The sequence below is a fragment of the Anaerostipes sp. CAG:276 genome, from assembly GCF_000432215.1.
In the GTDB taxonomy this organism is placed as follows: domain Bacteria; phylum Bacillota; class Clostridia; order Lachnospirales; family Lachnospiraceae; genus Anaerostipes; species Anaerostipes caccae.
Genome location: NZ_FR889177.1, coordinates 3,691 through 19,550 on the forward strand (window position 1 = coordinate 3,691; position 15,860 = coordinate 19,550).

Genomic DNA, 15,860 nt, shown 5'->3' on the forward strand with positions numbered 1-15,860 from the left:
AATCAGGCCTCTCGGCTGGTCAGCCAGATCTTTTAAGCACTTCGGAAGCTTCAGCTCACTGAGTGTGGGAATATGATCATTGAGCAGACGGATCGTCGCCGCAATCTTTCCCTGCTGGCGGAAAACATTGATCCTCTGCCGGTTTTTATCAGGGGTCTGGAGCGCAAAGTCCGCATCCTCCCCCTGGTCAAATAATTCTCTCTGTCCCACCGGCAGGAGTCCTAAGATCATCTGTCTGATCTCATCGTCAGATAGTTCGATTCTGCTGTCCACAAGGCGTCCGCAGCTGCGAAAAGCAACGGGCATCCCTTCAGACAAATGAATATCCGATACATCCCTTTGTCTGGCCATGCCGATCATTTCTTCTATTGTCATAAACGCCTCCTATACATAATAAGCAATCTTCCAGAATTCTTCCATTGTAGTGATCCCCTCTTTTACGAGATCTGCGGCACTTTCCTTCAGCGTCTTCATGCCCTGCTCCCTCGTCACATAGTCCTGGATTTCATCCACCTGTCTGCCCTCAGAAATCATTTTTCGTATGCCCTGATCGATCACCGCGATCTCGTGGACTGCGATACGGCCCTGATATCCGGTATGGCTGCATTTAGAACATCCCACTGCCTCTTTCACATACTCAATGTCCTCTCCGAGAATCTTCCTATCCTCTTCTGTGGTCCTCACTTTTTTGGCACAGTCCGGACACACTTTCCGGACCAGTCTCTGAGCCACCAATCCAATCAGGGAATTGGCAACCAGATACGGCTCCACTCCCATGTCGACCAGACGGACAATAGAGGATACTGCATTATTCGTATGCAGGGAAGAAAGGACGAAATGTCCTGTAATAGCGGCTCTGACAGAAATCGAAGCAGTCTCCGCATCCCTTGTCTCCCCTACCATGATAATATCCGGGTCCTGTCTGAGCAACGCCCGAAGCCCCGTTTCAAATGTCAATCCGGAAGTGTTATTTACCTGCATCTGATTGACCCTTGCGATATTTTTTTCCACCGGGTCTTCGATCGTGGAAATATTTGCATTTCTCTTGGACAGATATTCTAAAACCATATAAAGGGTCGTAGATTTTCCGCTTCCCGTCGGTCCTGTTATATATAAAATACCGTTGGGAGATTTCAGAAGCGACTGGAATTTCTCATAATTTTCGCTGTTCATGCCGAAATGCTCTTTATGATCGATCGGCGTCCGGTTGCTCAGGAGCCGCAGCACTGATTTTTCTCCGTAAACCGTTGGTATAACGGATACACGCATGTTGATGTTGTCTTCCTCCAGACGCATTTTAAAATGTCCGTCCTGGGGAATCCTTTTCTCCGCTATGTCCATGCCGCCCATGATCTTGATTCTGGCCGTCAAAGATGCGTGAAGGGAACGCTTCAGCGTCACATAATCTACGATGGTTCCGTCAATCCTCATCCTGACCACAGTTTCTTTCTCAAAAGGCTCGATGTGAATATCGCTGGCATTGGTATTGTACGCCCGGAGCACCAGAGTATTCAACAGTTTGATGATTGGCGCATCGCTGTCAGCCTCCTCATCCATGTCGTCCAAAAAGGAGATGTCCTCTGCCTCCTGGGTCGTCTCATTAGCCTGTCTGGCCGCCTGCCTTGCGGATACTTCCGCGTAAAAATATTCCAGGGCCTTTTTCAGAGGGCTGAGTTCTGCCAGAAATACTTTCAGCTGCATGCCGGTCAGCTGGCGGATATCCTCCATAGCATAAAAATTCAGCGGGTCATTCACGGCAATATATAATTGATGATCCTTCATATCTACAGCCAGAATGTTGTATTTAAAAGCCAGCTGTCTCGGTATTTTTTCCACCGCCTCGCTGTTCACCGGGTAGCTTCCCAGACTGATGTGGCTGAGTGACAGCCTCTGCCCCAAAGCCTCCAGCATCTGCTGTTCTGTAATAAACTGAAGTTCCATCAAAATGGTGCCCAGCCGCTTGCCCGGATGTTCCTTCTGATAATCCAGCGCCTGGTCAATCTGCTCTTTGGTTATATATCCATACTGCAGCAAAACTTCTCCAATTGGAATATTCTTCATAATCTCCCCCCCTGCTTTCCAGATATTACTTCCTGCACATATAGACTTCCAGCACCAAGGACAGAGTCGACGCATCGATCACTTTATTAGATGTGGTCAACGCCGTCTCTGAACTCATTCCATAACTCACAATACGAATGGAAGGATAATCCGCATATATTTTATCGATCAACTTTTTGGCATTCGCCTTTGTACCGAGAATATTGACAGATACAGGATAGGAATAGAGTACATTTTGAGAAATGGCGGTCTTGCTGCTGTCCTCCGCTGTACTGTCGCCGCTGCTTTTCACTCCCAGGCTTTTTGCCAGAGAAGACTCGATGTAAGGAGTGAGAACGCTGACAGACGGCCTTGCAGAAATCTCAAAATCTCTGGAAGAAAGTCCGCAGTTCAAGATCAGCTTCGTGATCATACGCTCCACTTTATGGGACTCCATCATCGGATAAATATCCTTTGTCTCCTTTTCAAAGTCTGCCCTGGAAGCTTTCAGCCGGGCCTCCTTCTGGGGAATGGAGGCTATGGCCATCTCCATTGTCTCTTTTGTCTGCTGCTTTTCCTTGAATTCCTCAGCCAGCTCACTGCGCTGTGCAAGGAGCGGGCGGATCACAAAGTTTCCGAAGACCACTAGGATCAGCACGACGGAAAGCACACTTAATATTTTTTTGTCACGACTCGTTATTTCCATTGCTGCTCCACCTACTTTCCTGCATTCTCACTTAGATAAGTGCTGATATGAATATCGTACTGCCTTGTTTCTTCTGTATAATTGTAGCCCGAGTATTTTAGATCCGCAAACAGTTCAGACTTTTTCAGACGGTTGATAAAATCATAAATACTCGTAACTTTCGGAGCCATGGCAACAAATTCGTACATTCCCGTGGAGGAATCGTACCGGTCTATAGTGATGGAAACCGTTGTCCCGGCGCTGTTTCTGACCATCTTCTCCACCCTTGAATTCGCCTGGGGATAAGATTCCAAAACTTGTTTTACGACTGCAAACTGCTCTTTTCCTGTCTGCTTGTTTGCCAATTCCAGATCCAGATTTTTGGCATTGGTGTAGTCTGCCTCATTTTTTGAGTCCTCAATATAAGTGTCCATTCCACTGATCTTTGATTTGTTGATCGTATTCATAGCAAATAGGACGGCTGACACGGCAATACACAAAACCAGAGCGCCCGCCGCTGCAAACACACCCGGATATACTTTGGAAGACGTTTTGTTATCCTCCCTGGCCCTGATCTTCTGGGCAAAGTCGATGTCCTGACCTTTCTTTGAAAGAAAAGCACCGATTGGAAAAATATAATTTGAAAATTCCTTTTGGTCGGGCATGTCAAATCCCGTCAGTGGAAAAGACTGTCCAACCTGAAGACCCAGATCCTTTAGAGGCGCTGCAAGGATTCTTCTGTCTTCTTCCGGGAAGCCTCCCAGATAAATGCTTTTAATTTTTTCTCCTTTTTGCTCTGTGGCAAGGAACTGGATCATAGAACTTGTCGTATTCCCGACTTCTGTGGCGATCCCGTCGGTTCCATGCTCTGCAAAAATCCTTGTGCGGTTCAGATATTTATAGACACCCTGCACAAACAGGGTGCTGATCAGAATCTCAGCGTCGAGCTTCGAGAATATAAAGGTCTCGTTTTTCAAAGATTGTATGCGGTCAAAAGCTTTCAGCTGAGCATTCAGGGCAATATCCACCGATTCTACTTCCACGCCCATAGCCGCAAATACATCCAGATAACTCTTTAACATTGATTCCTGTACTGCCGCTCCAAGCACTGTTGCCATACCGCTTTTTTTATCCATGCCGCAGACGCGGTAATCGTAAACATACTTTTCCGGATTCTCAATGCTTGACAATTCTTTTCTTACTGTTTCCAGTGTCTTTTTTTTATTCATCTTTGGAATCGTCATGAGCTTTGCGGCAATCTGCGTGCTGTCTATGACGAGACTGATCTTCATTGATATGCCGTGGCTCTCCCAGGCTTTTTCCAGCTGATGTTTCAGCCCGTCTTCCGATGTGATGACTCCGTTGATCAGACTTCCTTCCCGGAGATCAAACTGAACCAGGTTCTGAATCTTTATTTTGCTCTTCTTTGCCTCCCCCACAGCGATCTGCACTCTGTGATTCGATAAATATACTGTTGTCTTCATAAAAGCTCCCCCTTAATATCCCTGGTCAATCGTAGAGTAAGATTCATAAATCGGCAGTATGACTGCCACCACTACAAATCCTATGATCACTGCCATCAGGATAATCAAAACCGGCTCCAAAAGTGTCACAAGACGCTCTAAAGCTCTCTCCGCCTCAAATTCAAGGCTTTCTGCTATGGAATCCAGCATTTCGTCCAGACTTCCTGTTTCTTCCCCTACCTGAATAGCCGAAGAAAGTTTCTTTTGAAACCCGTCAATTTCCATCAGGGAAACTGATAAGGACTCTCCTCTGCGGATAGAGTCGACAGCCTGACCGAACTGTTCTTCTATATAACGGTTTCCCACCGTTGAGCTTCCGATCTGCATTGCCTGTATGATCGGTATCCCGCTGGAATACAGGGAACACAGCGTTCTTGCGAACCTTGCGGTGTAAATCTTTCTTAAGAGCTTTCCGATCACCGGAAGCCTCAGTTTCAGCTGGTCTTTCTTCCAGCGCACCTTTGGGATGCGGAGTATGAGACGGATTCCGAAGATCACAGCCGCCAAAATCAGCAGAATAAACGGCCAGTACTTCCGGATTCCTCCGCTCAGTCCCAGCAAAATCACAGTGGGCAGCGGCAGGGATACCATCGTATCAAAAATATCCTGAAACTGCGGTACAAGATATGACAGTATGAAAATGATCACACCTACGAGCAGTACAGACAGAACGATCGGATAAATCATAGCGTTCCTGACTTTTCCGTTGAGCCTGTTTTCTTTCTCATAATGCTCCGCCATGCGCAGTGAGGTCTGGTCCAGGTTTCCGTTGGCCTCCGCAGAGCGCATCATACTGACCAAAAGCACCGGAAACGTCCTGCCCTGTTCGTCCATAGCTTCTGAGAGAGGAATTCCCTGGCGGATGGAATTTAAAAGATTCTGATACGTCTCTTTGTCGGTGCTTCTGACTCCGATCTCGTTGGCGATGATATTCAGGGAGCGGACCAAGGAAACGCCTGCTTTTAAGAGCGTCCCCAGCTGTCTGCAAAAATCTGCAAGCACAGATGCCTTCATCTTTCTTTTGGACTTTAATTTTCCTTCCTCTAAGTCTTTGCTGGAAACCAGATATTTTCCGTCTGTTCTCAGAGCCTGGTATAAGGCCAGCTCATCGGCAGCCTCCAGGACACCCTTTGACAACTTTCCACTACTGTCTTTCGCTTTATATTTATATTTCGGCATATTTGATTCCCCCCTCAGGCATCATCTCACGGCAAAAGGCCAAGATACCAGCCGATGATCTCATTTCCCCAGCAAATGGCCGCCCAGATGCCCAAACATAAAAACGGTCCAAATGCAAAATGGTCTTTGCCTCCTTTTTTCTTTCCGGCCAGCAGATAGATTCCGTACACACCTCCGGCTAACACAGAAAAGAAAAATGCGGTTCCGGTAAGCTTTGCCCCCAGCAGAATTCCCGCTGCGGCCATCAGCTTAATATCACCGCCTCCGAAAGCCCCGGGGATCAGCACCGTAAGCAGCAGCATCGGAACACTGACCGCAAAGCAGCCGATCACTCTCATAGGCAGAGATACTTCCGGAAACAAAAAAAGAGACACGGCTCCAAGACACGCTAACGCCAGTACAAAGCCATTGGGAATTTCCATTGTGTCAATATCTACAAATGTCACTGCAGTCAAAAGAGCCCCTGTTATTAATAAAAATACTGTTTTTAAAAGATAGATGCCCGCTCCCGACTCATCCAGAGGAACAGATGCCGCACACTGGACAGCTAAAATTCCTCCAAATAATTCTACAAAGAGGTAGCGGACCGGGATCTTTGAGCTGCACTTTCTGCATCTGCCTTTCAGGAGAATGTAGCTGAAGACCGGTATCATATCGTATGGTTTTAGACTGGTTTTACAGGACGGACAAAAGCTTCTGCCGCCGACAAAAGAAATCTTCTTCGGCACCCTGTAAATTAAGACATTCACAAAGGAAAAGACGGATGCTCCGATCCAGAAGAATATAAAATAGATAAGTCCCATGTTTCCCCCTTTTGCGAAAGAAAAGGATACCCCAGAAGTAAAAATACTTTTGGGACACCCTTTTACTTAAATCTCTTATGAATCCCCTATCATCCGACTCAATCGGTACACTTTCCAGACTGGTTTTCCCTTCACTTCTTTGTAGCTTACGATGTAGCCATCCTCAATATAAACAAGGTCCGTCACTTTTACATCCCGTCTGTCATAGGCAATGGTGTCAATCCTTCCATGACTCCTGGCTGTCTTTAAAATGTCCTTCTCCACATCCCCGGAAAGCACCTGGCGTTTTCCTGCGACAGGGACTTCTTCTCCTTTTGCATATGTATCGTAGAAATAAATCTGTGCTGAGACACGGACATCTTTGGCGTTTCTTAAGATTTCACGGGCCTTTTGGCGCTGGAATGATGTCTTGACACGAGGAATGACTCCAAGGAACAATACAGACAACAGCACCAGAAGCAAAATCCATTCTGTATATTCTATAAACTTGTGATTTTTAAACCTTCTTCTTGTGACCAAGTTATACCGTCCGCTTTCCAAAAAATGCTATCTCAGCGATTCTTAGTTCTTAGTTGTACTCCATGCAGATCCATCGAATGTTGCCGTAAATTTTTTACCTGTGTAAACCAACTTTGATACCGTTCCATCAGCATCAAATGTAATAGAAACATTTGTATATTTGCTGTCCTTTACCTCGGAAAGTTTCTCAATCGTGGGATCATCCGCAGCTGCACCTGCAGCAGAAATCTTTAAAGTATTAATTGTTTTGCCGCACAAGTTTTTTGTAGCTTCATCACTGTTATAATCATCCGCCGCAATAGTTTTAGCTGCCATTAGAATCTGCCTTCCCTCTGATGCTACTTTTTTCTTATTCGCATTATCAATATATCCAGTCAAAGTAGGAACCAACAATGCAATCAAGATTGCCAGAATAACCAATACAACGATCAATTCTACAAGAGTAAACCCTTTTTTATCCTCCCTCATTTTTTGTCTGAAATCACTTAATTTTTTCTTCATAATTTTCCCTTCCTATCCTTTGATTTACCAAAGTGCATATTTAAATTATATGCTGAATCCCTATACTTGTCAAACAATATCGAGATTTAAAACAGCGGCATTTTCTGCCTTATTTAAACCTCCTGCGGAAATTCCGTATCAGCGATAAATCCCCTGTCGTCCAGCTTGTAGCACTCCACGATTTTTGTCCGTCTATACGTCTGCCCTGTCTTTACATTCCGGACCGTCAGCGTGATCTTTACAAGATTGGTATCTTCCTTCCGTTCAAACTTCAGTTCCTTAATTTCCTGGTTCATATACATCTTCTTGGAAAAGGTCCAGTCAACTCCCTTTGTCGCTGCCGCTCCTCCCTCGGCTATCGAAGATGCCTGATAGTGAAGCACCAGCCTCTTTTCTCCGTCTGTCTCCTTTGCGTACATGATGACCGAGCGCCCCTTCTTGTCGGTATAAGAAATCTTTTCATTTCCGCTGTCGATCTGTACCTGGCCCGTGGAGCTTCCCACTTCCCCGCAGACTTTTTCCATCAGAATATCTGCCACACCCTGGGCCCGGCTCATGTTCGATATCCTCGCCATGACATTCATCGCCGGAGACAGTGTGGCGATGGCCGCTGCCATCAATATGCCCAGCAGCAGAAAGGTAACCATCAATTCCACAAGGGTCATTCCTGACTTGTCATGCAAAAGTACTTTTTGTAATTTACTCCTGATCCGCCGGCGTATCATTTCTCACTTCCTTCCTGCCCGAAGAAATAGATAAAATATCCATCGCTGCTCTTGGCTTCTCCAACCTTCACTTCCATACCCCATTGGGACACAGCAGTGTCGGAGTCCTGTTTTTTTACGGTGAGCACGACGGTCTGTTTCTCCGAAGACTCCTCTGCCTTCTTCTCATAAAATTCAGAAACCGCCCGGTCTGCCTGCTCCTGCACTTCCCTCGCTTTCCTGATCTGGTTTAACGACATCACCGTACTTTTGTAGAGAAAAGCGATGCCCATCAGCAGAATGGCAAATGCAGCCAGGACTTCCACCAGAGTCATTCCGTCTCGCCCTTTTAAAATATGCTTGATCCGTATTTTTCTCATGTAATCACTCCTGCCAATTTGTAGCCCAGATCCACTGTTCCGGCTCGCCTGTGTTTACCTTTAAAGAATACCTGGTCGTTATATGATATTCCTGTTTTCTGGAACCCGCGCTTACTTTAGTCACAAGTACAGCCTTGTCAAGGGGATCATCTTTTTGGGATTCCCAGTAAACCGTAACCTTGATGTCTCCCAGTGTATCTTTCGCCGACTGGATCATCTCAATGTCCAGAGTGCGGAAAGCTTCATTTTCGCCATGACCTTCCTCTTTCTCATTGTAGTAGACCCACTTATCGTTTTTTATCTGGTCGTAAAGAAAATACCGGATGTTGTCATCTCTGATTCCCTGTCCTTCCGGGGCAGTAATCTCTTTTTCCAGCAGTTTATTAAACGAAACCGCGGAAATCCTGCATTGGTCTTTGACTGCCGACTGCTGGGCATTTGTCAGTACCTGATAAGACACGAGAATCATAATCAATGCCGCCGCCATAAATACACAGAGGATACACATGACAAAGATCAATGCACTTCCTTCATTTCTTTTTCTGAGTCTTTCCATAGTTCTTCATCCTCTTAGTTCAAGCCGTTATAATAACCATTGATTGTGCGCTCGATCTTAGCATAAAAATCTTTTAGATTTGCTTCCGAAAGCAGCGTCGGATCTACGGTAAAGTTGCTGATCGTAACCTTTTTGCCTTCTTCGGTTCCCGATGCCCTGTAATACTGGGTTCCTTGTTTTTCCACCATCAGAGGAATACCGATTCCCACATTGCCTTCTGTCTGATCCCCAGCAATAAAATAATAACATTTGGATATTTCTGCCTGTTCAAACGGTTCGCCGGCCAGAGGATATTCCAAATCAGAAACACCGAAGCATTGATAAAGTTTTAAATTCTCAGCCGAACCCTTCTTAGAGCCGATCAGTCCGGACATTTTCGTTTTGCCGATCGGAAAGCCATAGTTTCTGCACTGTATTATTTCCATGCTGCCCGATGTAAGGTCTGACTCTCCTATTATGCCTCCTGCCCTGCCTGACTCCAATGCGGCGGCGCTGTTACACCCGAAAATCTCCAGCTTTCCATTTTCTTTGGTCTTTTCTGCCAGTCCGATCATGCCTCCTGCCGTCTCTTTCGGGCTTTGAATCACAACTCCGGGCCTCACAGATGAAATTCTGATCAGCCCCTCTTTTGAAATCCTGCCGATGACTCCCCCTGCTGTATTTCTCTCAGAAGTAATTGTGCAGTCTTTTACATAAGCTCCCTCGATGACCAAATCTTCACCACTGCCGCAGATTCCTCCGGCATTTCCGTATTCGGAACTGATGTTGCCAGTGTTGCCGCTGTCTATAACCGTTGTTCCTTCTGACATCTGTCCGCAGATTCCTCCGGCATCCCCGAAGTCTGCCGTAATATCCGCCTGGTTTTCAAATCCTTTCAGATCTTCCCCGCCTTTCTGGGCTCCGGCAACTCCTCCGACACAGTCTTTTCCATAAATAAATCCTTTGATTTCAGAGAAATTTCGGATCTTTCCTTTCTGTTCATTGTAGCCTGTAATCCCACCGATATAGGTATCCCCGGCTACATATGCCGTAACTTCTGTCCTCTTGTCATTTTCAATCAGCCCGTTATTGTAGCCTGCAATACCGCCGATCTGGATACCTAATGCTCCATATTCCAGCAGAAGTTTTTGTATCTTCTCTTTGTCTTTTTCCTCTGTCTGCATCTGAGACGTACAGTTTTGTATTTTCCCGGTATTCAGACCGGTAATTCCTCCTGCAAAGAGCTCATTCGCCGTCACAAGTCCCTTGTTCGTCCAGTTTTTGAGAACCGCTTTTGACGTGTATTCTTCTTTATTGACAATAAAATTGTTAAGATTAACATCCTGATTGAGTATATCCGAGATTTTCCCCTGCACGCTGCCGTTCACCCCTGTGATTCCTCCCACATACTGGCTTCCGATCACATTTGCGAAGTTTGCAGAGCCGTCTCCGTCCATAACAAGCTCTGTATCTATGGCACCTGAATTCTCGATCTTCATATGGAATCCGGAGATGCCTCCCACGTATCTCCTGCCTGCCACAAAGGACTTTTCATCCTCTTTTCCGGTGCTGCATTTCGTGATGATGCCGTCATCATTGAGACCGACGATTCCTCCTACGAAGTCGCCCTTCAGCTGATAATTTTTCGCCGCTTCTCTAAGCTTTTCTTCCTCCTCTTTTGTCAAAACAGGAACACTTAAGCACTTCTCAATGGATGACAGCCTGTTGTATCCGACAATTCCGCCGATACACTGTCCGGTTCCCGTCACATAGCCATAATTTTCGCACTCTTTGACAGAAATACTCTGCACGTCCTCCGGTTTAGACGGATCTTCTATACAGATGCCGTTTAAATATCCGACAACGCCTCCCACAAACTTTTCTCCTTCAACCCTGGCGCTGTTTTTCAGAGAATCGTAAGTCCTCATGGTACCTACTAAGATCAGCTTCTCCGTTCCTGTATCCAGGGGTTTCCCTGTGATATCACTTCCTGTGATGCCCCCTACAAATTTTTTCCCTTTGACCGTGCTCTTTTTATCCACAGAAATATTTTTCAGTGTCCCGTAGTTGACTCCGCAGACTGTTCCCACATAGTCAGTTCCCTGGGAAGATATCTGTTTCAGTAACATATTCCTTATCGTACCTTCATTGACTTCAAATAATCCGGCCGGAGTTTTCTGGTCCTTCGCTCCGAATTTAAATAACTGAACAGCATAGGACTGGTCATTTTCATCCATCCCCTGCAAGGTATGTTTCTTATTCAGTTTACTTGCCGAAGGAAAAGGGATCCCCTCCTCCGTCTCTGACAGCTGTTTCGTCTTCTCAAAAAGGAAACCTCCTGCCGCCATGCCTTTCTCTCCGTTCCAGAAAATGTCGCCTGCCTGGCGGTATAAAACCGTATCATCCGGCGCGTCTTTCTCCTCAAACCTAAGATCGAAGAGATGCCTTGGGTTTTTAAGGTCATAAATTTTTGTGCCGTCCTTCTTTGCCTCTTCTTTGGCAAAATATGAGTGTTCTGTATTGGTCTGCTCCCACTGGCTGGGCCGGTATCCGGTTCCTGAGGCCTGCATTCTTGCATACATGGGACCCGCTGAAAATCCCAGTCTGCGTATGCTGTAAGTGCCGTCATAATCCGGCGATTTCTCGTTTACCTGAGATGCGGCTTCTAAATCTGCTGCATCCAGAACGAGGATCATCTTCCCTTCCTTTGAGATATAACCCATAAATTTCAAATCTTTTTTTGTCTCTGTAACCTTCTCGTCTTCATCATAAAATAAAACATCACTGGTCAATGTAAGCTCTTTATCACTGCCTTCTTCCTTCAGAATGGTCTCCGCCTTATCGAGATCGTTGATTTTGAAGGAACACACAAGCCGGTTGTCCGCTGCATCGTAAAGTTTTATGTCATATGCAAGGCCCAGTGCAGAAGCCTGATATGCGTCTTCCAACTCCCATCGGATAGAAAGCGTCTCTTTGTTGACCAGCTCAAGGCTTTTGAAAACTGACCCCTCCATCGGCTCCGGCGTGGAAGAGACAGAATCCACTCCGTAGTAGCCTACGAGCCGGTCATAACGGTCATTTCTGCTCCTGCCGCTGATATCCGCGCTTCCCTCACCGCCTTTGGACTGGGTATTTCCGTAGTAAAAACTCTTTGCTTTGTCTGAATAACAGACTCCCAGAGCCGTCCCTTCGTCGGGGTCAAACTCGACGCAAAAAGACGCATTCAATACATCTGCGTCATATATATACGGCGCAATCATCTCATATACCGTCTTTTTAGCCCCTTCGTAATCCGTCCTTTTTTCGCCTTTTTGAAAGAAAAAATAATACATGCCCTCAGCATCGTCGGGAACCGGAGCGCCTTCGTCGATCATTTTCCCATTCAGGCGGTTATCTTTATACTCTGAACCCGAAAGTTCTTTGGACAGTTCATCCAGACTTCCGCCTGCTTTTGCATGGGCCATGGAAGACTGAAGTGCCGTGAAGATCGTCTGTGCATATTCATTGTTCTTTTTAAACGCAGAGTGCTTCTGATAGGCTGCAATCCCTCCTCCGGCGATAGCCAGAAGAATGGCGAAAATAACCAGCACCGCCATCAGCTCTACCAATGTGTATCCTCTGTTGTCTCTCAGCCTGTTTTTCATAGAAGCTCTCCCTGCTTTCTGTTTCTTTTATGATACAATATAAATCTAAGAAATTCAACGATTCCCGCAAAGATGGGTTAGACATGTCAGGATGTTTTATTATATACTGATAGAATTGACAAAGCTAAGAAAGGATGATTTTATGTACACATCAAAAATCGTTGTAAGATACGCGGAAACTGATCAGATGGGGATTGCCCATCACAGCAACTATCCTGTCTGGTTTGAGGTAGCAAGAACTGATTTTATTAAGGCCTCAGGAATCAGCTATTCAGACGTGGAAAAAGCCGGCATTATCACTCCACTTACCGGCCTTACGGTCAGGTATAAACAGGCCGCTTTTTATGAAGACGAACTTTCCATCCATATAAAACTGACAAGGCTTACACCGGTGCGCCTGGAATTCTCCTATGAAGTCATCCGGGAAAATCCCCGTGTCCTGATCGCCACCGGCACCACTTCTCACGGGATGGTCAGCAAAGACCTGGTGCCGGTCAATGTAAAGAAAGAACATCCAAAAATCTACCGGATGTTTGAGGAATGTATGGACAATTAGAGTTCAGACCATGCGTTTGTCTTCCTGTTCAAATAAAAAGAATTTCATTTTGGCAGGCCTGCTGCGGACAGTGAAAATATGGGTATGTTCCCTGCACCGGTTCATACCCTGATGTTCATAAAATCCGAAATTACAGCTTGTGTCTGTAAACAAATAATAATTTTGAATTTCTTCATGTTTCATATAGGTTTTTATATTTTGGAACAATACTTTTCCGACTCCACGGCCCCGAAATTCAGAATCAACAGCAAAAAACGTAATCTCTCCCTGATAATTCTTCCCACTGTCCTTTAATAATTTTTTATCTATCCCGCTTATACATCCAAACATCTTAATCACCTGTCTTCCCTCTCCGGATAACAGCAGAGAGAGTATGGATGTAATCTGCTTCACACGGTATTTAAACGGACATTTGTGTTTATTCAGATTTTTCCCCATAATTACCCCGACCGGCATTCCATCTGCCAGGGCTACTTGTGCAAAAGTCTGGCTGCAGAGGCAGCTGTAAAGAAAAACTTTTGCCAATTTAGATGCTGTCGCAGGCCCTGTAAGTTCATCGTATTTCCATGCTTCTCTGATAATGTTCTCCAACGCTCTGCTGTCTCTGTCCCGATATTCCCTTACCCTGATTTGCTTTTTCATCTGATTCCTCCTATTCTAATAAAACTGATTGGTATATAATTACCTTAAAGTATTCAGTAAGTGTAATGTCAAGGAGGAACTATCATGAATCGCCGCTCAATAAAGCTGACAACTTCACAGTTTGCAAAAATCCACGGACTCAACAAACGGACTCTGCACTATTATGATACGATCGGTCTGTTCTCACCGCACTATAAAGGAGATAACAATTACAGATACTATGATGACTCACAGAGTATTCAATTAGAATATATCCGTATGCTGAAAGAATTAAATATGAGCATTAAAGAAATAAAAGAATATCTGAACCATCCGAACCAAGCAGATTTTTTACGTATTGCAGACACAAAACTAAAAGAGATCGGCTGTGAGATCAGGCGGCTGAAAAAAAGCAGACAAATTCTTCTTATGAAAAAGAAACAGCTGGAATTATGCAGTCAGATAAAAAACAGAGAAATCAGGATCATAGAGTGTGAAGAAGAATATCACCAAAGGATCTCTTTTGCTTTTGGTGATGAGGATATTGAACAAATATACGCTCAGATTAAAAATTTCTGGGACACGAAAGACTTTATTATGGGCATTGGAAGTTTTATCTCCACTGAAAAGATTAAGCAAAGGAAGTTCGATTCCTATGACGGTCTTTTTACTCCGGCACCAAAGAACAGTAGCAACGATATATTTAAAAAACCGGGCGGAACTTATATATGCGGATTTTTTACGGGTGATTGGGACGGCCTTCCGGAATTCTATGAGGAAATCATAGCATTTGCAGAAAAACACCATTTAACACTAACGGGATACGCATATGAAACCGGGCTCAATGATTTTGTGATTTCCAGTGCAGACGAATACATTACACAGATCATGATACAGGCAGAAAATGAAGAGGAGTAAGACATGAAATTAATTCTATTTCTTATCATTATAGGCGTGAAATCCTTAATCACAAAAGCGGCCGCACTGGGACTTCTTTTTTTGATCTTTTTGATGAAAGACAGAGCTTTATGCTTTGCTCCAAGCAGATGGATCTGGTTTATTTTCGGTCTGTCGAAAAAACAGATCAAGACATACGCTGCTTTTCTTTACACCGTATCGGCATTGCTGTCGACGGTTTTTATGTGGTATGCCTTGTCATTTGCAGGATTCCGGTACGCATCCGCCACTGCAGTCCTTATATTTTTCGCCGGGTTTGCTGCACGCGGCTTTCAATTTTATAAACTGTGGAATCGTTATATCCTGGATGAATGGAACAAGTATCATCCGTCAGAAGGAAGTTCGACATAGATCCACAGCCAGCCTTCCTTTTTTCCTGCCCTGGCAGTTCCCCCCATCTGTTCAGCCAAAAGTTTTACAATAGCAAGGCCCATACCTCCAGGCCGGCTTGTTGATCGGTCTTCCCTGTAAAACCGGTCAAACAGACGATCCGGGTCTGCTGTTGCCGTTGTTTGGTTTCCAAAGGAAAAAACCGCTCTTTTCGTTTTTTCAACTCTGACCACAGCATTGGAATCTGCATAAGCAAGACAATTACGGATCAAATTCTGAATAATTCTGATGAGCATTTCCCTATCCGCTTTTGCATAAACCGGATCTGTCTCCTCCATTCGGATGGAAAGTTCATGTTCTTCCAGCAGCGGAACCATTTCCGCAACGCATTCGGCAATCAGGGCTCCCAGGTTGATCCGTTCATATTTTGGCTCTGACTGCTTATAAGAATAAAGAGAATACTCAAAAAATTGTTCGATCATCTTTCCCAGTTCATCCGCATGTTTCTGGGCGGTCCGGAGTCTTTGTCTCTGTCCTTCCTCCGCTAGTGTTGCCATGAGCAGCTGCTGGTATCCCTTGATTGCCGTCAAAGGTGTTCTGAGATCATGGGATAAGTCGGCTATCATTTCCTTCTGCTCTTTTTCCCTGCTCACAGTTTCCTCCCGCAGTTTTTCCTCACTTTTTAAACACCGGTTCATATTTCCCGCAAGTCTTGTAAGCCCGGAGTCTATGAATTCCAGGCTTATTGGCTGTCTCGTATTCTCTTCTCTGCGTTTTTCCAGCTGACGGGTTATTTGATTGATCTGTTTCCGGAGTAAAATCACATATCCAGCCAGAAACAAAATCACCGCTGACAATATAAAAACCATCTGTATATCTCCTG

The 15,860-nt window shown here is 45.1% G+C and carries 16 protein-coding genes and 1 pseudogene; 3 read left to right on the top strand and 14 right to left on the bottom strand.

Annotated elements, in window-relative coordinates; genetic code table 11:
- The 12 genes and pseudogenes from QVP35_RS02605 to QVP35_RS02660 all read right to left on the bottom strand — a co-directional run.
- Positions 1-375: pseudogene (locus QVP35_RS02605) on the bottom strand (type IV pili twitching motility protein PilT); the annotation flags it as partial.
- A gap of 9 nt (positions 376-384) precedes the next feature.
- The gene (locus QVP35_RS02610; protein ID WP_006566789.1) at positions 385-2,061 is read right to left on the bottom strand and encodes a GspE/PulE family protein; all 1,677 of its coding nucleotides are present in this window, start codon (positions 2,059-2,061) and stop codon (positions 385-387) included.
- A gap of 25 nt (positions 2,062-2,086) precedes the next feature.
- Entirely contained in the window at positions 2,087-2,746 is a 660-nt protein-coding gene (gene gspM, locus QVP35_RS02615; RefSeq protein ID WP_009289538.1) for a type II secretion system protein GspM, read from the bottom strand.
- Between the two features lie 11 nt (positions 2,747-2,757).
- Positions 2,758-4,209: a pilus assembly protein PilM gene (locus tag QVP35_RS02620; protein WP_022260765.1), complete on the bottom strand. Its 1,452-nt coding sequence runs from the start codon at positions 4,207-4,209 to the stop codon at positions 2,758-2,760.
- Between the two features lie 12 nt (positions 4,210-4,221).
- Positions 4,222-5,427: a type II secretion system F family protein gene (locus tag QVP35_RS02625; RefSeq protein ID WP_009289535.1), complete on the bottom strand. Its 1,206-nt coding sequence runs from the start codon at positions 5,425-5,427 to the stop codon at positions 4,222-4,224.
- A 26-nt stretch (positions 5,428-5,453) separates the two neighbouring features.
- Positions 5,454-6,230, bottom strand: coding sequence for a prepilin peptidase (locus QVP35_RS02630; protein ID WP_009289534.1), 777 nt, complete (start codon positions 6,228-6,230; stop codon positions 5,454-5,456).
- A gap of 75 nt (positions 6,231-6,305) precedes the next feature.
- Positions 6,306-6,749, bottom strand: coding sequence for a hypothetical protein (locus tag QVP35_RS02635; RefSeq protein WP_006566784.1), 444 nt, complete (start codon positions 6,747-6,749; stop codon positions 6,306-6,308).
- A 42-nt stretch (positions 6,750-6,791) separates the two neighbouring features.
- Positions 6,792-7,250: a prepilin-type N-terminal cleavage/methylation domain-containing protein gene (locus tag QVP35_RS02640; RefSeq protein ID WP_009289533.1), complete on the bottom strand. Its 459-nt coding sequence runs from the start codon at positions 7,248-7,250 to the stop codon at positions 6,792-6,794.
- A 113-nt stretch (positions 7,251-7,363) separates the two neighbouring features.
- On the bottom strand, positions 7,364-7,975 hold the full coding sequence (locus QVP35_RS02645) for a type II secretion system protein (protein WP_009289532.1): 612 nt from the start codon (positions 7,973-7,975) through the stop codon (positions 7,364-7,366).
- Positions 7,972-8,334, bottom strand: coding sequence for a type II secretion system protein (locus QVP35_RS02650; RefSeq protein WP_006566781.1), 363 nt, complete (start codon positions 8,332-8,334; stop codon positions 7,972-7,974). The genes QVP35_RS02645 and QVP35_RS02650 overlap by 4 nt, the downstream gene beginning before the upstream one ends.
- Positions 8,335-8,338: 4 nt before the next feature.
- Positions 8,339-8,890, bottom strand: a complete 552-nt coding sequence (locus QVP35_RS02655) for a hypothetical protein (RefSeq protein WP_006566780.1) — start codon at positions 8,888-8,890, stop codon at positions 8,339-8,341.
- A gap of 14 nt (positions 8,891-8,904) precedes the next feature.
- Positions 8,905-12,513, bottom strand: coding sequence for a pilus assembly FimT family protein (locus QVP35_RS02660; RefSeq protein ID WP_009289531.1), 3,609 nt, complete (start codon positions 12,511-12,513; stop codon positions 8,905-8,907).
- Between the two features lie 142 nt (positions 12,514-12,655).
- Between QVP35_RS02660 and QVP35_RS02665 the strand changes: the two genes are divergently transcribed.
- Positions 12,656-13,069, top strand: a complete 414-nt coding sequence (locus QVP35_RS02665) for an acyl-CoA thioesterase (protein ID WP_009289530.1) — start codon at positions 12,656-12,658, stop codon at positions 13,067-13,069.
- Between the two features lie 3 nt (positions 13,070-13,072).
- Here QVP35_RS02665 and QVP35_RS02670 read toward each other — a convergent pair whose 3' ends face one another.
- On the bottom strand, positions 13,073-13,711 hold the full coding sequence (locus tag QVP35_RS02670; protein WP_022260766.1) for a GNAT family N-acetyltransferase: 639 nt from the start codon (positions 13,709-13,711) through the stop codon (positions 13,073-13,075).
- Between the two features lie 84 nt (positions 13,712-13,795).
- On the opposite strand from QVP35_RS02670, the gene QVP35_RS02675 reads away from it, so the two are divergent.
- The gene (locus QVP35_RS02675; RefSeq protein ID WP_006566776.1) at positions 13,796-14,608 is read left to right on the top strand and encodes a MerR family transcriptional regulator; all 813 of its coding nucleotides are present in this window, start codon (positions 13,796-13,798) and stop codon (positions 14,606-14,608) included.
- Positions 14,609-14,611: 3 nt separating this feature from the next.
- Positions 14,612-14,998 (top strand): hypothetical protein, encoded by a 387-nt coding sequence (locus QVP35_RS02680; RefSeq protein ID WP_009289525.1) that lies wholly within the window; start codon positions 14,612-14,614, stop codon positions 14,996-14,998.
- Here QVP35_RS02680 and QVP35_RS02685 read toward each other — a convergent pair.
- A complete protein-coding gene (locus QVP35_RS02685) occupies positions 14,971-15,846 on the bottom strand; it encodes a sensor histidine kinase (RefSeq protein WP_022260767.1) in 876 nt (291 codons plus the stop codon). The two genes, QVP35_RS02680 and QVP35_RS02685, sit on opposite strands and share 28 nt — an antisense overlap.
- Positions 15,847-15,860: the final 14 nt, after the last annotated feature.

Coding starts and splice junctions, on each gene's coding strand:
- QVP35_RS02665 (WP_009289530.1), top strand. CDS start 12,656: ATGTACACATCAAAAATCGTTGTAAGATACGCGGAAACTGATCAGATG.
- QVP35_RS02670 (WP_022260766.1), bottom strand. CDS start 13,711: ATGAAAAAGCAAATCAGGGTAAGGGAATATCGGGACAGAGACAGCAGA.
- QVP35_RS02680 (WP_009289525.1), top strand. CDS start 14,612: ATGAAATTAATTCTATTTCTTATCATTATAGGCGTGAAATCCTTAATC.
- gspM (WP_009289538.1), bottom strand. CDS start 2,746: ATGGAAATAACGAGTCGTGACAAAAAAATATTAAGTGTGCTTTCCGTC.
- QVP35_RS02655 (WP_006566780.1), bottom strand. CDS start 8,890: ATGGAAAGACTCAGAAAAAGAAATGAAGGAAGTGCATTGATCTTTGTC.
- QVP35_RS02645 (WP_009289532.1), bottom strand. CDS start 7,975: ATGATACGCCGGCGGATCAGGAGTAAATTACAAAAAGTACTTTTGCAT.
- QVP35_RS02660 (WP_009289531.1), bottom strand. CDS start 12,513: ATGAAAAACAGGCTGAGAGACAACAGAGGATACACATTGGTAGAGCTG.
- QVP35_RS02630 (WP_009289534.1), bottom strand. CDS start 6,230: ATGGGACTTATCTATTTTATATTCTTCTGGATCGGAGCATCCGTCTTT.
- QVP35_RS02650 (WP_006566781.1), bottom strand. CDS start 8,334: ATGAGAAAAATACGGATCAAGCATATTTTAAAAGGGCGAGACGGAATG.
- QVP35_RS02640 (WP_009289533.1), bottom strand. CDS start 7,250: ATGAAGAAAAAATTAAGTGATTTCAGACAAAAAATGAGGGAGGATAAA.
- QVP35_RS02620 (WP_022260765.1), bottom strand. CDS start 4,209: ATGAAGACAACAGTATATTTATCGAATCACAGAGTGCAGATCGCTGTG.
- QVP35_RS02685 (WP_022260767.1), bottom strand. CDS start 15,846: ATGGTTTTTATATTGTCAGCGGTGATTTTGTTTCTGGCTGGATATGTG.
- QVP35_RS02675 (WP_006566776.1), top strand. CDS start 13,796: ATGAATCGCCGCTCAATAAAGCTGACAACTTCACAGTTTGCAAAAATC.
- QVP35_RS02625 (WP_009289535.1), bottom strand. CDS start 5,427: ATGCCGAAATATAAATATAAAGCGAAAGACAGTAGTGGAAAGTTGTCA.
- QVP35_RS02610 (WP_006566789.1), bottom strand. CDS start 2,061: ATGAAGAATATTCCAATTGGAGAAGTTTTGCTGCAGTATGGATATATA.